This window comes from Streptomyces sp. SP18BB07, assembly GCF_036322545.1.
Lineage (GTDB): Bacteria > Actinomycetota > Actinomycetes > Streptomycetales > Streptomycetaceae > Streptomyces > Streptomyces deccanensis.
This window is the reverse complement of sequence record NZ_JAQYWT010000237.1, coordinates 47445-64911: the sequence shown is the minus strand read 5'-3', so window position 1 is coordinate 64911 and position 17467 is coordinate 47445. Positions and strand designations below refer to the sequence as shown.

The window sequence follows — 17467 nt, the reverse complement described above, 5'->3', positions numbered from 1 at the left end:
CGCCTTGCCAGTCCCGGTCGCCTCGTCGGCCCCGGTGGCCTCGCCAGTCCCGGTGACCTCACCGGCCCCGGTCTCCCCGGTCGTTTCGGTCGTCCTCGACATCTGTGCCCTCTCCGGCGGCGCCGACCCGTCGCTCGCACCGGCCTCGCGCTTCGACGTGGCGGTTTCGACCGCTGTGTTCACGGGGCCGGCGTCGGCCGGCGCCCCGAGCGGCTCAGGCCGGTCGGAGGCCCCCGGGGGTCCCGACGTCCCCTCCAGCCTGTCGTCAGCCGACACTGCGCTCCGCCGCCTCGACCACATTGACGAGCAGCTGGGCGCGGGTCATGGGCCCGACGCCCCCGGGGTTGGGGGAGATCCAACCGGCGACCTCGGCGACGCCGGGGTGGACGTCACCGACGATCTTGCCCTCGGCGGAGCGGGAGACACCGACGTCGAGGACGGCGGCGCCCGGCTTCACGTCCTCGGGCCGGACGAGGTGGGCCGAGCCGGCCGCCGCGACGATGATGTCGGCGCGCTTGAGGTGCGCGGACAGATCGCGCGTGCCGGTGTGGCACTGCGTCACCGTCGCGTTCTCGCTGCGCCGGGTCAGCAGCAGCGGCATCGGACGGCCGATGGTGACACCGCGCCCGACGACCACGACCTCGGCACCCTTGATCTCGACGCCATACTGCCGGAGCAGGGTGAGGACGCCGTTGGGGGTGCAGGGCAGCGGCGCGGGCTCGTTCAGGACGAGGCGCCCGAGGTTCATCGGGTGGAGGCCGTCCGCGTCCTTGTCGGGGTCCATCAGTTCGAGGATGCGGTTCTCGTCGATGCCCTTGGGCAGCGGCAGCTGCACGATGTACCCGGTGCACGCGGGGTCCTCGTTGAGTTCCCGCACCACCGCCTCGATCTCCTCCTGCGTCGCCGTCGCGGGCAGCTCGCGCTGGATGGAGGCGATACCGACCTGCGCGCAGTCGCGGTGCTTGCCCGCCACGTACTTCTGGCTGCCGGGGTCTTCCCCGACCAGGATCGTGCCGAGTCCGGGCGTGACGCCCTTCTCCTTCAGCACCGCCACGCGGGCGGTCAGATCGGACTTGATCGCGGCTGCGGTGGCCTTGCCATCGAGAATCTGGGCGCTCATGGCCCCAATCTTCGCGGATGACCGGCGCCGGGTTCCAATCCGGTCACCAGGCGGACGCTTTCCGACCCGTTCCGAGCCGGATCGCCGGCCCCGCCGAACAAGATCGGATGTGTTGCACTTGCACAACACCCCGTGAATCTCCCTGGACATCCGGGCGGGCATATAAAACGATTGGGACACAGTGCCGCGGGCACTGCCGGGGGGCGTGACCACTTCAACAGCGCAGGGCATTCCTCCGACCCGTGCCGCGCGTCCCCGCACCAGGCAACGGAGGAAACCCCGCATGAGCTTCGGCGACCCGAACAACCCGTACGGCCAGCCCCAGCAGCAGCCGCCCGCCCAGGGCTACGGCTACCCGCAGCAGAACCAGCCCCAGCAGCCGGGGTACGGCTACCCGACCGCCCCGCCGGTCTCCCAGGGCTACGGCGGCTACCCGAACGCGCCCGAGACCATGCCCAGCACGGTGAACGCGGCCCGCATCATGCTCTGGGTCATCGTCGGCCTCCAGGTCGTCGGCGTGCTCCTCTACGGCATCGGCGCGATCGGCGTGGCGGCGGCCAGCGACAGCACCGAGGACCCGGCCCTCGCGGAGGCGCTGGGCAACATCCCCACCGGGCAGATGGTGGCGATCGCCGTCTTCGCGACGGCCTGGCTCGTCTACGCGATCATGCTGGCCGTGAAGTTCAAGTCCGGCGGCAGCGGCGTACGCGTCGCCGCGCTGGTCTTCGGCATCATCACGGCCGTCCTGGGTGTCTTCCCGTTCTTCCTGATCGGCCTGGTCCACCTGGTGCTGGGCATCCTGATCGCCGTCTTCGTCGGCAACGCCAACGGCAAGGCGTGGTTCAACCGCCCGCGCTACTGAGCGCCACCGAGCACCGAGCACCGAGAAGGGCCGTACCCCGCGGGAGGGGTACGGCCCTTCGGCGTTCACACCGGGCAGGTCCCGCTGGTCGGACGGGGCATCACGGAGCGGACGAAGCTGTCCTGGGTCTGAGTCTCGCCAGGACGGAGCAGGTAGCTGAAGGTGCCGATCACGCAGTAGTCGATGCTCGTGTTGTTGGTGGCCTCGGCGACCAACACCGAGCCCAAGTGGGCCGCCGTCCCTTGCGCCAAGCGGTACATGCGGCCCGCGCCGTTCGGGTTCTCGGACAGACACACGAACCCCTGCGGACACGGCACCACCACCGCCGCCTGCTGGTCGGCGACGGCGGTGCCGCCCGTTCCCGTACCGAGCGCGCCCGCGAGCACCGCGCCGACAGCCGCGACCCGCCGTAAGCGATTCAGCCTGTCGCGCATGACGGAACCTCCTGAGTCCAGAACGATGGGGCTGACCCCTCGACCCTCGCAGCGGAACGCACGCCTCTGCACCGGGGTATCGGCCATTCCGCATGCTCCTGCCACAGGCGACACGGAGGCGGGAAAGCGAGGGAGAACTGTTTCCTTCCGGAAACGCCGCATAAGTCGGACCTGGGCCGCTTGCCCACCCCTCCCCGTACCGTGACGCGTCCATGTCTGCCTCGGGGGAGGAAACAGTCATGCACAGCATCATCGTCGTGCCCATGGACGGAGTGCGGCCGGGCGAACAGATCCGACTCGCACCCGGCGAGTCCCTGCCCTTCGGCCGTACGCGGCGGCCGGGCACCCCGCATCTGACCATTCCGCACGAGGGCGTGTCCCGGGAGGCCGGGGAGATCACGGCCACGGGTGCCTACTGGACGCTCAGCAACCTGAGCCGCGCGCAGACGTACGTCGTGGAGAACCCGGAGGGCGCCGGCGAGCACATCAAGATCGCGCCGGGGCGGCTGGACGCGCCGGTGCCGTTCGAGTTCTCGCGGGTGGTGCTGCCCGCGGGCAACGAACTGCTCAGCTTCGACGTCTGGGCCCCGCGTCACGACTTCCTCGACCAGGCCGGTCCCCGCGACGGCTCGCCCACCGCGTCCGCGTTCCCGCTCGACCGGGGCAAACGGTACTTCCAGGTGCTGGCCGCCCTGTGCGCCCCACGGCTGCGCGGCGAACCGCACGCCGCGCTCGCCACCGCCGACGAACTGGTCGAACTGCTGCGCCCCAGTTGGCCGTCGGTGTCCCGCACCGCCGTGCAGTGGAACATCGACTACCTGGCCGTCAAGCTGCGGCTGAAGCCGGCCCCGGAGTCCGCGCCGCCCGGCGGCGCCCGCCTCAACGGCAAGAAGGACCGCCTGGTCTCCCTGGCCCTGCGCTTCGACCTCGTCCGCGAGTCCGACCTGGCCCTGCTGAAGGGCGGTGCGGGCCGATGAGCGCGCAGGAGACGTACGCCGTACCGGTGCCGAAGGGGTATCGCGTCGGTGTCTGGGAGATCCGTGAGCCGCTGGCGTCCGGGGCCTTCGGGACGGTGTACGCCGCGAGGCGCACGGAACCGGCCGAGGGGCTGCCCGCCGAAGCCGCCCTGAAGTTCCACCCCACCGGCACCCGCACCCCGCGCCAGCTACGTCATCTCCAGGAACTCGCCGAGCGTGAGAAGGAGTTGCTGCTCCGGCTGCGTCGTCCGCGCCTCATCCGCATGTACGAGACGCTCACCGTGGACGACCCGTCGGACCCGCTGCTCGACGGCGCCTCCGTCCTCGTACTGGAACGCGCCGAGGGCTCCCTCGACCAGTTCATCGACCAACTGGCCGCACGGGCGCGGGGACAGCGTGCCGTCGCCCTGCCGGGCGGGCCCTCGCTCCTCGCCCAGATCTGCGAGGGCGTCGCCCACCTCCACCACGCGGGCTGGGTGCACGGCGACCTCAAGCCCGCCAACGTGCTGCTGATGGCGGACGGTTCGGTACGGCTCGCCGACTTCAACCTGGCCGCCGAACTGGAGGGCACCCACGCCTACTCCCCGGCGTTCACCACCCCCGACTACACCCCGCCCGAGCTGCTCTGGGCCGAGGTCGGCGAGCACGGGCACCGGACCCGGCCGACCGCGGACATCTGGGCCTTCGGTGTCCTCGCCCACCTCGTCCTGACCGGCGGCCCGCCCTTCCCGGGCGCCACCCCGCCCGCCCGACGGGACGCGGTGCTGCGCTACGCGAGCGGCCGGGAGGAGCTACGGCTCTCCCCCGAACTGCCCGGTCCCTGGCGGCAGATCGTCACCGACTGCCTGGCCCCGACCCACGCCGCTCGCGCCCCGCACACCGCGTCGTCCCTGCTCCGCCGTGTCGAGACGGCGGCCGGGGCGGCGCGCTCCCCACGGCTCCCCCGCCTCAAGCCGAGGCGCGGCCCCCACCCGGCCCTCCTCGGCGGACTTGCCGCGCTCACGGTCGTGTCCCTCGCCACGGCCGGCCTGCTGGCCCTGCGCGAACCCGCCCCGCAGGGCTACGAGCGCTGCGACCGGGGCGACGTCTGCTTCTTCACCGAGGCGAACGGGCAGGGCGAGATGTGCGCCTGGTACGAGTACGACGACGACTGGCTGGGCGGGATCATCACCTGCGAGTGGGCGAAGGACACCAGGCCCAGGTCGGTCTTCAACAACGGCTACTCCGGCGACCCGCACGCCGACGTCGAACTCTTCCGCGAGCCGAACCGCGAGGACCCGTTCGGCTGTGTCCAGGAGAACGCCAAGGTCAACTACCCCGACGGCCTGGTGCTCCGCTCCCACGAATGGGTGGAGTCGTGCTGAGCGACGGGCTGCCGACCGACTGACGACCGGCTGACCCTATGACCTCCGAGGTACCGGGGAACGGACCGCACGCGGATGCTTGAGGCGTTCACAGCGAACACCCATCCGCAAACAGCGAACAGCGACGCACGAGAACACCACGGGGAAACGGGGAAACGATGACGCAGACGACGATGACGAAGACGACGGCATCCGCCACAGCCAAGCCCGCACGGCGCAGGACGGCCGTCGCGCTCGCCGCGACCGCCGTGGCGCTCTCCTTCGGCCTGGCGGCCGGGGGTTCGGCCACGGCCGCACCGACGTCCGCGGGCGAGGCGGCCGCGGCGGCCAAGCCGAAGTTCCAGATGCCGTTCAAGTGCAACACGCACTGGCGGATCGACACCTGGGGTCACAACCCGGCCATCGACATGGTGGTGAAGGGGAACACCGGCTCCTCCGGGAAGCCCGTCTACCCCGGTTACAAGGGCAAGGTCGTCAAGGCCTACAAGGACTCCGGCGCCGGCAACATGATCATCATCAACCACGGCGGCGGCTGGTACACCGCGTACTACCACCTGAAGGACAGCGCCACCAAGTACGTCAAGGTGGGCCAGACCGTCGGCGCGAAGAAGCAGATCGGCCGCGTCGGCGCCACCGGCAACAACAGCGGCAACCACGCCCACCTGCACTACGAGCAGCGGTACCGGACCAACGGGATCCCGACCGAGAAGCACCGCAAGCCGGTGCACTTCAACGGCAAGTCGTACACGGGCAGCGGCAAGACGTGGAAGGACGTCACCAGCAAGAACTGCTGATCCGAGACCGTTCGGGAACCTCAGCTCGGAAGGGCCCGCCGGACCTGCTCCGGCGGGCCCTTCCCGGCTTCGCCCGGCACGGTAGTCTCTCGTCAACTCCTGTTGCCCATGGGACCGTTGGGGCAGCGCACGACCAGAGAGAACACCACCCGGGAGACCCATGTCAGACCAGCGGCCCGGACCGCCGCCGCACTCCCCGGCGTCGGGTGACGCCTCGCTGGAGCTGACCGGCGCGACCCCGCTGCGGCCGTCGGACCCCGCGCGCCTCGGACCGTACGTACCGCTCGGGCTGCTCGGCAGCGGCGGAATGGGCCGGGTGTACCTGACACGGCTGGCCGACGACGGCCCCGGGCTCGCAGCGGTGAAGGTGATCCGGCCGGAGTACGCCGAGGACACGGAGTTCCGGCGCCGCTTCCAGCGTGAGGCGGGCGTGCACGACCGGATCCGTACGCCGTACGCCCCACGGCTGCTCGGCACCGGCTTCGATCCCGAGGACGAGCACGGGCGCGAACTCCTCTGGATGGCCACGGAGTATCTCCCGGGCCTCAACCTCACGGACGCGGTCCGCGACTGCGGCACGCTGCCGCCCGCCGCGGTCTGGCGTCTGGTGGGCGAACTCGGCCGCGCCCTGTCGGCCCTCGCGGCGGCGGGGGTGGTCCACCGCGACCTCAAGCCCTCCAACGTCCTGCTCTCCGCCGACGGCGTCCACGTCATCGACTTCGGCATCTCGCAGGCGGTGGACAGCAGCGCGATCACGATCACCGGGAGCCGCGTGGGCACGCCCGCGTACATGTCGCCCGAGTACCTCAGGGACGGCCGCTGCGACTCCGCCTCGGACGTCTTCTCCCTCGCCGGGACCCTCGTGTACGCCGTCACCGGCCACGCCCCCTTCGGCGACGGCACCGGCGTCGACGTCATGCACCGGGTCGCCTTCGAGGAGCCCAAGCCGACGCTGATGTCCGAACTGGCCTCGGCCGACCCGGCGCTGGCCGCCCTCCTCACCGCCTGCCTCGCCAAGAACCCGGCCGACCGCCCCACCCCGGCCCGCCTCACCGAGGCCGCCACCGACACCGGCCGCCCCTGGCCCGACCCCCTGAACTCCCGCCTCCTCGCCCGCCGGCAGTCCTGCACGTCACTGGCCCGCGCCACCGCCCAGGAGACGGCCCACCTCCGTCTCCCGACCCGACGCACCAAGACCTCGACCCCGGCTCCGACCCCGGCCCCGGTCCCGGGCTTCGGACCTGCGGAACCGGCGGGGGCTACGGAAGGAAGCGGGGCAGCCGGGGCAGCCGGGTCGGCTGGGGTTCAGGCTCACGGGTCAGCTGATGCGCCGGGGGCTTCCGAGACGCCCGCACCCCACGTCCCGGGCGGTCACGCCGGGCCGCCGGGCGGTCCGTACGGAGACCCCACACCAGTCGGTACGTACGGAGCCTCCCCGCCTCCTGGTGCGTACGGAGTCCCGACGCCGGCCGGGACGTATGGACCCCCAACGCCGGTCACGGCGTACGGAGCCTCGACGTCGGGCGGGGGCGGGGCGTACGGGGCGCACGCGCCGGCGCCCGGCTCGTACGGAGGGCCGCCGACCTCGGGCGGCGGTCAGGGGCTCACCGTCACATCAGTGGCACCCCGGCGGCGGAGAGGGCCGTACTTCGTCGTCGTGGCCGCGTTTGCGATGTGCGCGGTGGCCGTGGGGGCGTACTTCGTCACCCGGGCGCCCGTCGAGGACTCCGCGTCCGCCGCGCCGACCGCCGGTGCGAGCACGGCGCCCGACGGGCAGGCCGCGGCACCGCTGCCGGGGTCCCCCGACTCGCCCTCCCCCTCCGCCGAGAAGAGCAAGGAGAAGGGGGACGGGGACAGCCCGTCCGTGGGGCCCTCGCGGGCGACGGCCGACGCGACCCCCGGCGACACGGCCGACCCCACGCCCGGCGCCGGCGGCTCCTCGGGCGTCGGCGGTGACAGCGACCGCGACGCGGCGTCCACCCCCACCCCGCCCCCCACCAGGACCGCGACGAAGCCCGCCACCCCCGCCTGGATCTCCCAGTGCACTTACTACTCCGGCACCGAACTCACCGACCGGGGCGACGAGGGCCAACGCGTCGTACAGGTGCAGTGCATGCTCCAGAAGCGCGGCTACAGCGTCGGCGGCTCGGGCGTGGACGGCAAGTTCGGCAAGGACACCGAGTCGGCGGTCAAACAGTTCCAGAGCGCGAAGGGGCTGGAGGTCGACGGCCAGGTCGGGCCCAACACCTGGGCGGCGCTGCGCGGCACGACGTAGCGGAGCGAGCGGGCCCCTGCCGCTGCGAACGCGTACGACGCGGGGCCCGTCGGCTGTGGTCCGACGGGCCCCGCGTACCGCACTCTCACAGGAGCGCCCCAGTGGAGCGGCTCCGGGGAGGACTCAGGGGAGCGGCTCAGTGGAAGAAGTGCCGCGTCCCCGTGAAGTACATCGTGATCCCGGCCTTCTGCGCGGCCTCGACGACCAGCTCGTCGCGGACCGAACCGCCCGGCTGGACGATGGCCTTGACGCCGGCCGCACCCAGGACGTCGATGTTGTCCGGGAACGGGAAGAACGCGTCCGAGGCGACGTACGAGCCCCGCGCGCGCTCGGCGCCGGCCCGCTCGACCGCCAGCTTGCAGGAGTCGACGCGGTTGACCTGGCCCATCCCCACGCCCACCGACGCGCCGTCCTTGGCGAGCAGGATCGCGTTGGACTTCACCGCGCGGCAGGCCTTCCAGGCGAACGCCAGCTCGGCCAGCTCGTCGGCGGAGAGGGCGTCACCGGTCGCGAGGGTCCAGTTCGCCGGGTCGTCCCCGTCGGCCTGGAGCCGGTCGGTCACCTGGAGCAGCGCACCGCCGTCGACGGGCTTGAGCTCGACCGGGGCGCCGGGCGCGCCCGGCGCCTTCAGCACGCGGATGTTCTTCTTCTTGGCGAGGGCCTCCAGGGCCCCCTCCTCGTAGTCGGGCGCGACGATGACCTCGGTGAAGATCTCCGCGACCTGCTCCGCCATCTCCTTGCTGACCGGCCGGTTGACGGCGATCACACCGCCGAACGCGGACAGCGGGTCACAGGCGTGCGCCTTGCGGTGCGCCTCGGCGACATCCGCGCCGACCGCGATACCGCAGGGGTTGGCGTGCTTGATGATCGCGACGGCCGGCTCGTCGTGGTCGTACGCGGCACGGCGCGCGGCGTCCGTGTCCGTGTAGTTGTTGTACGACATCTCCTTGCCGTGCAGCTGCTCGGCCTCGGCGAGACCGCCGGTCCCGGAGACGTACAGCGCGGCGGGCTGGTGCGGGTTCTCGCCGTAGCGCAGGGTGTGCGCGCGCTCCCAGGTGGCACCGAGGAAGTCGGGGAACTGCGAGTCGTCCGCGGGCGCGTAGGACGACGCGAACCAGGAGGCCACGGCGACGTCGTACGCGGCCGTGTGCTGGAAGGCCTCGGCCGCGAGCCGCTTGCGGGTGGTGAGGTCGAAGCCGCCGTCCTGGACGGCGTTCAGGACATCGGCGTACCGCGCCGGGCTGGTGACGACGGCCACCGACGGGTGGTTCTTCGCCGCCGCGCGGACCATCGAGGGGCCGCCGATGTCGATCTGCTCGACGCACTCGTCGGGGGTGGCGCCGGAGGCGACGGTCTCCCGGAACGGGTAGAGGTTCACGACGACGAGGTCGAAGGGCTCGACGCCCAGCTCGGCGAGCTGGCGCTGGTGGTCCTCCAGCCGGAGGTCGGCGAGGATGCCCGCGTGGACCTTGGGGTGCAGGGTCTTGACCCGGCCGTCCAGGCACTCGGGGAAGCCGGTGAGCTCCTCGACCTTGGTGACGGGGACGCCGGCGCCGGCGATCTTCGCGGCCGTGGAGCCGGTGGAGACGAGCTCGACACCGGCCGCGTGCAGCCCGCGCGCGAGGTCCTCGAGGCCGGTCTTGTCGTAGACGCTGACAAGCGCACGGCGAATGGCCCGCTTGGCGTTGCTCTCGGCGGTCACTGGATAACTACCTTTCGTCCCTCAATGCGATAGCCGTTGCGGGCGAGCCGCCCCACGACATCGACGAGCAGCCTTCGCTCGACTTCCTTGATGCGCTCGTGCAGCGCGCTCTCGTCGTCCTCGTCCCGGATCTCCACCACGCCCTGCGCGATGATCGGTCCGGTGTCGACGCCGTCGTCGACGAAGTGGACGGTGCAGCCGGTGACCCGGGCGCCGTACGCGAGCGCGTCCCGCACCCCGTGAGCCCCCGGGAAACTGGGGAGGAGGGCCGGGTGCGTGTTGACGAACCGACCGCCGAACCGCGCCAGGAACTCCTTCCCCACGATCTTCATGAACCCGGCGGAGACGACGAGATCGGGCTCGTACGCGGCGACGGCCTCGGCGAGCGCGGCGTCCCACTCCTCGCGGGTTCCGTGGTCCTTGACGCGGCAGACGAAGGTGGGCAGTCCGGCGCGCTCGGCACGGACGAGCCCCTCGATGCCGCCGCGGTCGGCTCCGACGGCCACGATCTCGGCGCCGTAGGCCTCGACGCCGGTCGTCGCGATGGCGTCCAGCAGCGCCTGGAGGTTGGTGCCGGATCCGGAGACCAGCACGACGAGGCGCTTGGCCACGGGCTTGGCGGCCACGGTGGGGGCCCTTTCTACGGGTTCTGCGGAGACGTTCGGGTCCGCCGACGGCGCCGGTGCGTGCGGTGCACCTGCACACTTGTGCATTCATACGAATGCTTCGCGTCCCCCGATACGGGGAAGTCTACGAAGCGGCCGACCGTCAGCAACGATACCGGCACATCGGACGGCCCCCGTGGGACGGGGGCGTGGCCGGGAGGTAGCGTCTGCCAGGAGTGGCTCGGGAACGCGGTCGGTGTGTGGGGCGTTCACGGAGTGACAGCGCATGCCCTACCAGTAGATTTCACCGCCGAGATCACGACTGGGTCCACCACCGACGTCCACCGCAGACACACCGCTGAGCGCACCGCAAGGCTTCACCACTGACTCACGCTGACTCACCGCAAGACTTCACCACTGACTCATCGCCGTATTCACCAAGGGGAAGACGCACTCCTGATGCCGGACCGCAGCCTCCGCCTTCCTTCGCTCCTGCTGCGCGAGCGGAGTTCCTCGCCCACGCCTCCGCGCGAGAGCGAGGACACCCCCGAGCAGCCCGGGCAGCCCGGGCGGGGCCAGGGCTCAGGCTCTTCGGACGACAATCCGTTCGCGCCGCCGCCCGAGGGCGCGCCCGACCGGCCCTGGCAGCCGCGCCGGCCCGACGGCCGGGGGTCCGACGACGGAGCGGGGCGCGGTGGTGGTCACTCGCCGTGGGGCAGTCAGTGGAGCGACCGGCAGCCCGGCCGCTCGTCCGGCGGACCTTTCGGTGAGCGTCCCGGTGGCCAGGGCGGACCGGGTGGGCCCGGCGGTTCCGGTCAGGGCCCGGAGGGCGGTCCGGGCAGCGGGTTGCGCTGGGACCCGACGGACCCCGCCCAGCGCCGCGCGCGGTACTCGCTGCTCTGCGGCATGTGGGCCTTCTTCTTCGCCCTGTTCGCCTGGCCGTACGTGGCCCTGCTGCTCGGCTCGCTGGCCGTGTACTGGGCCGTCAGCGCGCTGCGTGCCAAGCCGTCCACGCCGGATCCGTCCCGCCCGGCGGCGCCCGGGCCGAGCGGTCGCCCGCAGCGGACGGCGGCCATCAGCGGCCTGGTGACCTCCACGATCGCGCTCGCGATCGTCGCGATCACCTTCACGGCGCAGTTCGTCTACCGCGACTACTACACCTGCGTCGACGACTCCCTCACCACGGTCTCGGCCAAGTCCTGCAAGGACCTCCTCCCGGAGGGCCCGCTGCGGGAGGTACTGGGCGCGCAGTAACCACCCCGCACACCGCCCGCCACAGTCAGCCCGCTTCCCCGGCCTCGCCGCCCCCTGCCCCACCCTCGTTCGCGTCGGACGACGAGCGGATCCCGATCCCGGGCACGGGACCGACGCCAGATACCGGGCCGGGAGTCGGCGCGGGGCCGGAGCCTGGTGCCGGGCCGGGACGGCCTGCGGGGCCGAGGTCGGTGAGGGGGGCGGACCTCGAAGGACGCCCCGGGGTCGGGGTGGGGTTCGGGTTCGGGGTCGGGGTCGACATGGGGGTCCGGGTCGGATCAAGACGATCGTCTTCGGCTCGGGCCAACGACGCCTCGCGCAGCACCGCCCAGCGGGCTTCGCGGGAAGCCGCGTCCCAGACGGGCGGCGTCGCGGGAGCGGCGGCCCTTTGGGCGTACGGGTCGAGGGCGTCGTACGGCGCAACGAGGTCGGCGGGACCGTCTCCGGAGCCCAAGCGTCGACCGGAGCCGGAGCCAGAAGCGGGGGCGGGGCCAGAACCGAGCGCGGAGCCAGAGCCGGAGACTGCGTCGGGGCCGGAACCGGAGACTGCGTCAGGGCCGGAGCCGGAGTCAGCGTAGGGGCCGGCGTCAGGGCCGGAGCCGGCGGAAGTGTTCCGGCCGGCGGCGGTCGCAGGGGCGCTCGGGGTCCGCCGGTCAGGCGCCCGCGCCCCGGCCGCCCCCTCACACTCGCTCTCAGCCCCCGGCGTCCCCAGAGCCCCCTCCCGCTCGGCCTCCGCCCCCGGTGCCTCCACGGCTCTCTCCCGTCCGGTCTCAACCCCCGCCGTTCCCAGCCCCTCCTCCCGCCCGTTCCCAACCGGCGCCTCCAGCACCCTCTCCCGCCCGATCTCGCCCCCCGGCTCCTCCACCGTCCCCTTCCGCCCGGTCTCATCCCCCGCCACTCCCACTCCCTTGGCCCGCTCGGTCTCGGCAGCCCCCGCCACTCCCACTCCCTTCGCCCGCCCGCACTCAACCCCCGCCGCCTTCGGCGCCTCGCCCCGCCCGGGCTCGACCCCCGGCGCCCCCGCCACCCTCGACCGGCCGACCCCTCTCGCCCCCGGCACTCCCGCTGCCGTTGCCCCACCCGTCGGCCGGGCGGGTGCCGTGGCTCTGTGGTGGTGGGCTCGGGCCCAGCGGGCCGTCAGCGCCACCGGGACCCCCACCGCGCCCACCCACGCGCCGGTCGCGCCGCCCGCCCGCCACCACACGGGGCCGAAATCGGTGAGCGCGGCGACGCCCAGGGGGCCACCGGCAAGGTGGGTGAGGAGCGCGAACGCGGCGGCGGACAGCAGCGCGGCGAGGAGAGCCGCAGCGGCCGTACGCCACGCGGACCACGGCGCCGAACGGTCGGCGACGGCCCGCGCCGCGACGAACCACCCGACCGTCACCCCCGCGGCGAACGGCACCGCCCCCACCACCCAGCACACCGGCGCACCCCCACCCGCCGGAACGGCGGCGAGCAGCGGGAAGGACGGCAGGAACACGGCGGGAGCGGCCACGCTCAGCGGCGCGACGGTGTGCCCGGCGCTCAGCACGAAGCCGGGGCCGAGCGCGTACGCCGCCGCCCACAGCGCCGCGTTCGGGACGAGGGCGACACACAGCAGCAGGACGGCGAACCGCCCGGACAGCCCTTCGGTGAGCTGGAGGAAGGAGTCACGGGTCGCCGCTCCGTGCCAGACCAGGGAAACCGCCACCAAGAGGGCACCCCCGCCGGTCAACACGAGCACACCCGCCCCGGCGGCCCGACCGGCGGTCGATACCAGCTGCCGCCGCCCTTCCACCTCCGGACCACCCCCGAGGAGCGCGGGCAGGGGCAGCCGGGAGCGCCCGCGCGCCGCCCACACCCCCGTGCCCGCCGCGAGCGCCGCCAAGAGGGGTACGCAGAGCGCGGCCCACAGCCATGACGGCCGCAGCACGCCCCCGGAGGCGTACAGCGTGACCACCGCGCCGACGGTCGCGTATCCGATGACCAGCCCGGCCCAGGTCGCACGGGCGCTCACCCCGGAGCCGTCGCCCGCGTGGTCGCGGGCCGAACGGTGCAGCAGGACCACCGGCAGCGCCGGCAGGAGGAGGGGGACGAGGCCGACCGGGGCGGGGGCGCCGGAGAGCGTGTCGGCGCGGACGAGTTCCACGCCGTGGGAGAGCAGCCACAGGGCCGCCGCCACGTGCAGCGCCCCGCCGGGCCCGCTGTCCGGGTACGGCGAACTGATCCAGAGCACGGTCACGAGCGCGGTGAACACCGCACATCCGAGCCCCGCCGCGAGGGCCCCGCCCAGCACCCCGGAGACGAGCTTGGACGACCGGCGGCGCGCCCGCCTCAGCAGCGGCGACAGCGGCGACCGCGGCGCCGACGAGTACAGGGACGCCGTCGACGTCCCCTGCCTCTGGGGTGCGCCAGGTGCCGTGAAGGATCCCGACCAGCCGTGGTCGGAGGGGTGGCCCGGCCCCGTGGTCGGGTCGTGCGGATCGGTCGCGTGCGTCACGTCGGCCATGCTCCCAACGACACGCGCTTTACCGGCGTAACAGACGTTTCCTGCACGTGTCGCTCAATATGTGCTTATGTGTTTTCTCGCGCGAGGGTTGGTCCGACGGAGGTCCCTACGGCGGGAGGCGATCCGGTGACCGCGCCCGGGGCCGGGCCCGGAACCGGAACCGAAGAGCCGTTCGCCCAGCGCGGGACCGAGTGGTACCAGCAGCCCCTGGGCACCGACCCCGACACCGTCGATCCCGCCGCGGCCCCGGTCCCACCCCGCCTGACGCCCGCCCAGGCCTTCGACGCGCTCTACGCCTACTGCGCCCCCACCCTCGTACAGCAGACCTATCTGCTCACCGGGCAGCGTCGGCTCGCGCGTGAGGCCGTGGAGCGCGCCTTCCAACTCGCCTGGCACCGCTGGCCGGAGGTGGCGGTCGACCGCGACCCGGCAGGCTGGGTGCGGGCAGCGGCCCACGACTACGCCCTCTCCCCCTGGCGCCGTCTGCTCCCCCTCCCCTTCCGGCACCACGAACCACCGCCGGCCGACCCCACCGACCGGGCCCTGCTGAGCGCCCTCCTGGAACTACCGCCCCCGTACCGCCGGACCCTGCTCCTCTACGACGGCGTCGGCCTCGACCTGCCCGACACGGCCGCCGAGACGGAGGCCAGCACACCCGCCGCGGCGGGCCGCCTCCTCCACGCCCGCGCGACCGTCACCGCACGCCTCCCCCAGCCGGTCGCCCCCGACGACCTCAACCGCCTCCTCGCCGCGCTCCCCTCCGACGTCCGCCCCGGCCCGACCAGGCCCCCCGACCTGCGCGCCCGGGCCGAACTGCGCGCCCGGCGCTGGATCCACGCCGCGATCGCCTTCACCACCCTCCTCCTCACCACCACCGCCCTCACCCTCCACACCGCCCCCGACCACTACGAGCCCCCGGTCCCCCCGGGCACCCCGGTCCAGGGCATCCCCCCGCGAGCGGCCCCCGGCCCCCTCTCCAAGACCGAACAGAAACTCCGGGCCAAGCTGAGGTCGGAGACGGCCGCCGGGCCGGAACGCCTGCACCCGGAGAGCCACTGAGCGGCGTCGCCGCCGCAGCGCATCCGGAGAACGCCAGTGGGCCCGCACCCCGGAAAACGGGGTGCGGGCCCACAAAGGCTCGGCCGGGCCGAGGATCAGCCGTTGAGGATCTCGCGCGCGAGCTTCGCCGTCTCGGTCGGCGTCTTGCCGACCTTGACGCCGGCGGCCTCGAGGGCCTCCTTCTTCGCGGCGGCCGTACCGGAGGAACCGGAGACGATGGCGCCGGCGTGGCCCATGGTCTTGCCCTCGGGCGCGGTGAACCCGGCGACGTAACCGACGACCGGCTTCTTCACGTTGGCCTTGATGAAGTCGGCGGCACGCTCCTCGGCGTCGCCACCGATCTCACCGATCATCACGATCAGGTCGGTGTCGGGGTCGGCCTCGAACGCGGCGAGCGCGTCGATGTGCGTCGTACCGATGACCGGGTCGCCACCGATGCCGACGGCCGAGGAGAAGCCGATGTCCCGCAGCTCGTACATCATCTGGTACGTCAGCGTGCCGGACTTCGAGACCAGACCGATGCGGCCCGGCTTGGTGATGTCACCGGGGATGATGCCGGCGTTCGACTGACCGGGGGTGATCAGACCCGGGCAGTTCGGGCCGATGATCCGGGTCTTGTTGCCCTGCGACACGGCGTACGCGTAGAACGCGGCGGAGTCGTGGACCGCGATGCCCTCGGTGATGACGACCGCGAGCGGGATCTCGGCGTCGATGGCCTCGACGACGGCGGCCTTGGCGAAGGCCGGCGGTACGAAGAGGACGGATACGTTCGCGCCCGTCTTCTCGATCGCCTCGGCGACGGTGCCGAAGACCGGGATCTCGGTGCCGTCGACGTCGACGGTCGTGCCCGCCTTGCGGGGGTTCACGCCACCGACGATGTTCGTGCCGTCGGCCAGCATGAGCTTGGTGTGCTTCATGCCCGTGGCACCGGTCATGCCCTGGACGATGACCTTGCTGTCCTTGTTCAGGAAGATAGCCATGGCTGTTCTGTCCCTCTTCCCTTACTTCGCAGCCGCGAGCTCGGCGGCCTTGTCGGCCGCGCCGTCCATGGTGTCCACGCGCTGCACCAGCGGGTGGTTGGCGTCGGAGAGGATCTTGCGACCCAGCTCGGCGTTGTTGCCGTCCAGGCGGACGACGAGGGGCTTGGTGACTTCCTCGCCCTTGTCCTTGAGCAGCTGCAGCGCCTGCACAATGCCGTTGGCGACCTCGTCACAGGCGGTGATGCCACCGAAGACGTTGACGAAGACGGACTTGACGTCCGGGTCGCCGAGGATGATCTCCAGGCCGTTCGCCATGACGGCGGCGGAGGCGCCACCGCCGATGTCGAGGAAGTTGGCGGGCTTGACGCCACCGTGCGCCTCACCGGCGTACGCGACGACGTCCAGGGTGCTCATGACGAGACCCGCGCCGTTGCCGATGATGCCGACCTCACCGTCGAGCTTGACGTAGTTGAGGTTCTTCTCCTTGGCGGCGGCCTCGAGGGGGTTCGCGGCCGCGTGGTCGACGAGCTCCTCGTGGTCGGGGTGGCGGAAGTCCGCGTTCTCGTCCAGGGAGACCTTGCCGTCGAGGGCGATGACATCGCCGGAGGCGACCTTCGCCAGCGGGTTGACCTCGACGAGGAGGGCGTCCTCCTCGATGAAGGTCTTCCACAGGGTGACGAGGATGTCGGCGACCTTGTCGGCGACCTCGGCCGGGAAGTTGGCGGCCTCGACGATGCCACGGGCGACCTCGGGGGTCACACCCACGTTGGCGTCGATCGGCGTCTTGGCGACGGCCTCGGGGCGGGTGGCCGCCACCTCCTCGATCTCCATGCCGCCCTCGACGGAGGCGATGGAGAGGAAGGTGCGGTTGGTGCGGTCGAGGAGGTAGGAGACGTAGTACTCCTCGACGATCTCCGGAGCGGTCTCGGCGATCATCACCTTGTGGACCGTGTGGCCCTTGATGTCCATCCCGAGAATGTCCGTCGAACGGGCGACGGCCTCGTCCGGGGTGGCGGCGAGCTTGACGCCGCCGGCCTTGCCTCGACCACCGACCTTCACCTGAGCCTTGACGACAGACTTGCCGCCCAGCCGCTCGGTGATCTCGCGCGCCGCCTCAGGCGTGTCGATGACTTCACCGGCCAGCACCGGTACACCGTGCTTGGCGAAGAGGTCCCTCGCCTGGTACTCGAACAGGTCCACGCGCTTCCGTCCCTATCAGTGATCGCGGTTCGTCTGATGCGTGGGCGTGCCGCGAAGGGCAACGTGACGTCCGCCGAGAGTCACAAGAGAGGCGCACACGGTGTCCGAGCGCGCGGCATGTCCGTCTCGCAGGTTATCGCTGCTTCCGGGAGCCCCCTAAATCGCGGGTCACACCTGAGCGGTGATACCTGTCACATGATGCCGCGCTCACTGGCACGGCGTGCCGCGCGTGCGGGACCTCACCGGACGGGGGCACGTCCGGTGAGGTCCCTGAGGGCCCTTCACCGACTTCGAAGGGCCCCGACGGGCGATCTCCTCCCCATGGGAGACCGACCGTCACCGCCCCCGGAATC

The 17467-nt window shown here is 72.3% G+C and carries 14 protein-coding genes; 7 read left to right on the top strand and 7 right to left on the bottom strand.

Going from position 1 to position 17467, the window contains the following annotated elements; translation table 11 throughout:
• Window positions 1-265 precede the first annotated feature (265 nt).
• Entirely contained in the window at window positions 266-1120 is an 855-nt protein-coding gene (locus PUR53_RS07665; RefSeq protein WP_257566678.1) for a bifunctional methylenetetrahydrofolate dehydrogenase/methenyltetrahydrofolate cyclohydrolase, read from the bottom strand.
• Between the two features lie 283 nt (window positions 1121-1403).
• On the opposite strand from PUR53_RS07665, the gene PUR53_RS07660 reads away from it, so the two are divergent.
• Window positions 1404-1982 carry a hypothetical protein gene (locus PUR53_RS07660; protein WP_329898647.1) on the top strand — a complete coding sequence of 193 codons (579 nt, stop codon included), beginning with the start codon at window positions 1404-1406 and terminating at the stop codon, window positions 1980-1982.
• A 65-nt stretch (window positions 1983-2047) separates the two neighbouring features.
• On the opposite strand, the gene PUR53_RS07655 is transcribed toward PUR53_RS07660, so the two are convergent.
• Window positions 2048-2416, bottom strand: a complete 369-nt coding sequence (locus PUR53_RS07655; protein ID WP_329898646.1) for a peptidase inhibitor family I36 protein — start codon at window positions 2414-2416, stop codon at window positions 2048-2050.
• Window positions 2417-2655: 239 nt separating this feature from the next.
• On the opposite strand from PUR53_RS07655, the gene PUR53_RS07650 reads away from it, so the two are divergent.
• The 4 genes from PUR53_RS07650 (at window position 2656) to PUR53_RS07635 (ending at window position 7826) form a co-directional block, all read left to right on the top strand.
• Window positions 2656-3393: an FHA domain-containing protein gene (locus PUR53_RS07650; RefSeq protein ID WP_329907813.1), complete on the top strand. Its 738-nt coding sequence runs from the start codon at window positions 2656-2658 to the stop codon at window positions 3391-3393.
• A complete protein-coding gene (locus tag PUR53_RS07645; protein ID WP_329907812.1) occupies window positions 3390-4757 on the top strand; it encodes a protein kinase domain-containing protein in 1368 nt (455 codons plus the stop codon). The genes PUR53_RS07650 and PUR53_RS07645 overlap by 4 nt, the downstream gene beginning before the upstream one ends.
• 158 nt (window positions 4758-4915) lie before the next feature.
• The gene (locus PUR53_RS07640) at window positions 4916-5551 is read left to right on the top strand and encodes a M23 family metallopeptidase (protein WP_329898643.1); all 636 of its coding nucleotides are present in this window, start codon (window positions 4916-4918) and stop codon (window positions 5549-5551) included.
• Between the two features lie 160 nt (window positions 5552-5711).
• Window positions 5712-7826, top strand: a complete 2115-nt coding sequence (locus PUR53_RS07635; RefSeq protein ID WP_329907811.1) for a serine/threonine-protein kinase — start codon at window positions 5712-5714, stop codon at window positions 7824-7826.
• Between the two features lie 136 nt (window positions 7827-7962).
• Here the strand turns inward: PUR53_RS07635 and purH are convergent, their stop codons facing one another.
• Window positions 7963-9528, bottom strand: a complete 1566-nt coding sequence (gene purH, locus PUR53_RS07630) for a bifunctional phosphoribosylaminoimidazolecarboxamide formyltransferase/IMP cyclohydrolase (protein ID WP_329898641.1) — start codon at window positions 9526-9528, stop codon at window positions 7963-7965.
• On the bottom strand, window positions 9525-10154 hold the full coding sequence (gene purN / locus PUR53_RS07625; RefSeq protein ID WP_329898640.1) for a phosphoribosylglycinamide formyltransferase: 630 nt from the start codon (window positions 10152-10154) through the stop codon (window positions 9525-9527). Before purN ends, purH begins: the two co-directional genes overlap by 4 nt.
• A 438-nt stretch (window positions 10155-10592) precedes the next feature.
• Between purN and PUR53_RS07620 the strand changes: the two genes are divergently transcribed.
• Window positions 10593-11387 carry a hypothetical protein gene (locus PUR53_RS07620; RefSeq protein WP_329898639.1) on the top strand — a complete coding sequence of 265 codons (795 nt, stop codon included), beginning with the start codon at window positions 10593-10595 and terminating at the stop codon, window positions 11385-11387.
• A 25-nt stretch (window positions 11388-11412) separates the two neighbouring features.
• On the opposite strand, the gene PUR53_RS07615 is transcribed toward PUR53_RS07620, so the two are convergent.
• Complete coding sequence (locus tag PUR53_RS07615; protein WP_329907810.1) at window positions 11413-13875, bottom strand: cell division protein PerM; 2463 nt, start codon at window positions 13873-13875, stop codon at window positions 11413-11415.
• 126 nt (window positions 13876-14001) lie between these two features.
• On the opposite strand from PUR53_RS07615, the gene PUR53_RS07610 reads away from it, so the two are divergent.
• Window positions 14002-14934 (top strand): RNA polymerase subunit sigma-70, encoded by a 933-nt coding sequence (locus PUR53_RS07610; RefSeq protein WP_329907809.1) that lies wholly within the window; start codon window positions 14002-14004, stop codon window positions 14932-14934.
• 95 nt (window positions 14935-15029) lie between these two features.
• Here PUR53_RS07610 and sucD read toward each other — a convergent pair whose 3' ends face one another.
• Both sucD and sucC read right to left on the bottom strand, forming a co-directional pair.
• The gene (sucD, locus tag PUR53_RS07605) at window positions 15030-15914 is read right to left on the bottom strand and encodes a succinate--CoA ligase subunit alpha (RefSeq protein ID WP_329898636.1); all 885 of its coding nucleotides are present in this window, start codon (window positions 15912-15914) and stop codon (window positions 15030-15032) included.
• A 21-nt stretch (window positions 15915-15935) separates the two neighbouring features.
• A complete protein-coding gene (gene sucC / locus PUR53_RS07600; RefSeq protein ID WP_329898635.1) occupies window positions 15936-17114 on the bottom strand; it encodes an ADP-forming succinate--CoA ligase subunit beta in 1179 nt (392 codons plus the stop codon).
• Window positions 17115-17467 lie beyond the last annotated feature (353 nt).

Excerpts from the sequence above, each read along its gene's own strand:
- sucD (WP_329898636.1), bottom strand. The coding sequence starts at position 15,914 with ATGGCTATCTTCCTGAACAAGGACAGCAAGGTCATCGTCCAGGGCATG.
- PUR53_RS07640 (WP_329898643.1), top strand. The coding sequence starts at position 4,916 with ATGACGCAGACGACGATGACGAAGACGACGGCATCCGCCACAGCCAAG.
- PUR53_RS07665 (WP_257566678.1), bottom strand. The coding sequence starts at position 1,120 with ATGAGCGCCCAGATTCTCGATGGCAAGGCCACCGCAGCCGCGATCAAG.
- PUR53_RS07645 (WP_329907812.1), top strand. The coding sequence starts at position 3,390 with ATGAGCGCGCAGGAGACGTACGCCGTACCGGTGCCGAAGGGGTATCGC.
- PUR53_RS07655 (WP_329898646.1), bottom strand. The coding sequence starts at position 2,416 with ATGCGCGACAGGCTGAATCGCTTACGGCGGGTCGCGGCTGTCGGCGCG.
- PUR53_RS07635 (WP_329907811.1), top strand. The coding sequence starts at position 5,712 with ATGTCAGACCAGCGGCCCGGACCGCCGCCGCACTCCCCGGCGTCGGGT.
- PUR53_RS07660 (WP_329898647.1), top strand. The coding sequence starts at position 1,404 with ATGAGCTTCGGCGACCCGAACAACCCGTACGGCCAGCCCCAGCAGCAG.
- PUR53_RS07615 (WP_329907810.1), bottom strand. The coding sequence starts at position 13,875 with ATGGCCGACGTGACGCACGCGACCGATCCGCACGACCCGACCACGGGG.
- PUR53_RS07650 (WP_329907813.1), top strand. The coding sequence starts at position 2,656 with ATGCACAGCATCATCGTCGTGCCCATGGACGGAGTGCGGCCGGGCGAA.
- PUR53_RS07620 (WP_329898639.1), top strand. The coding sequence starts at position 10,593 with ATGCCGGACCGCAGCCTCCGCCTTCCTTCGCTCCTGCTGCGCGAGCGG.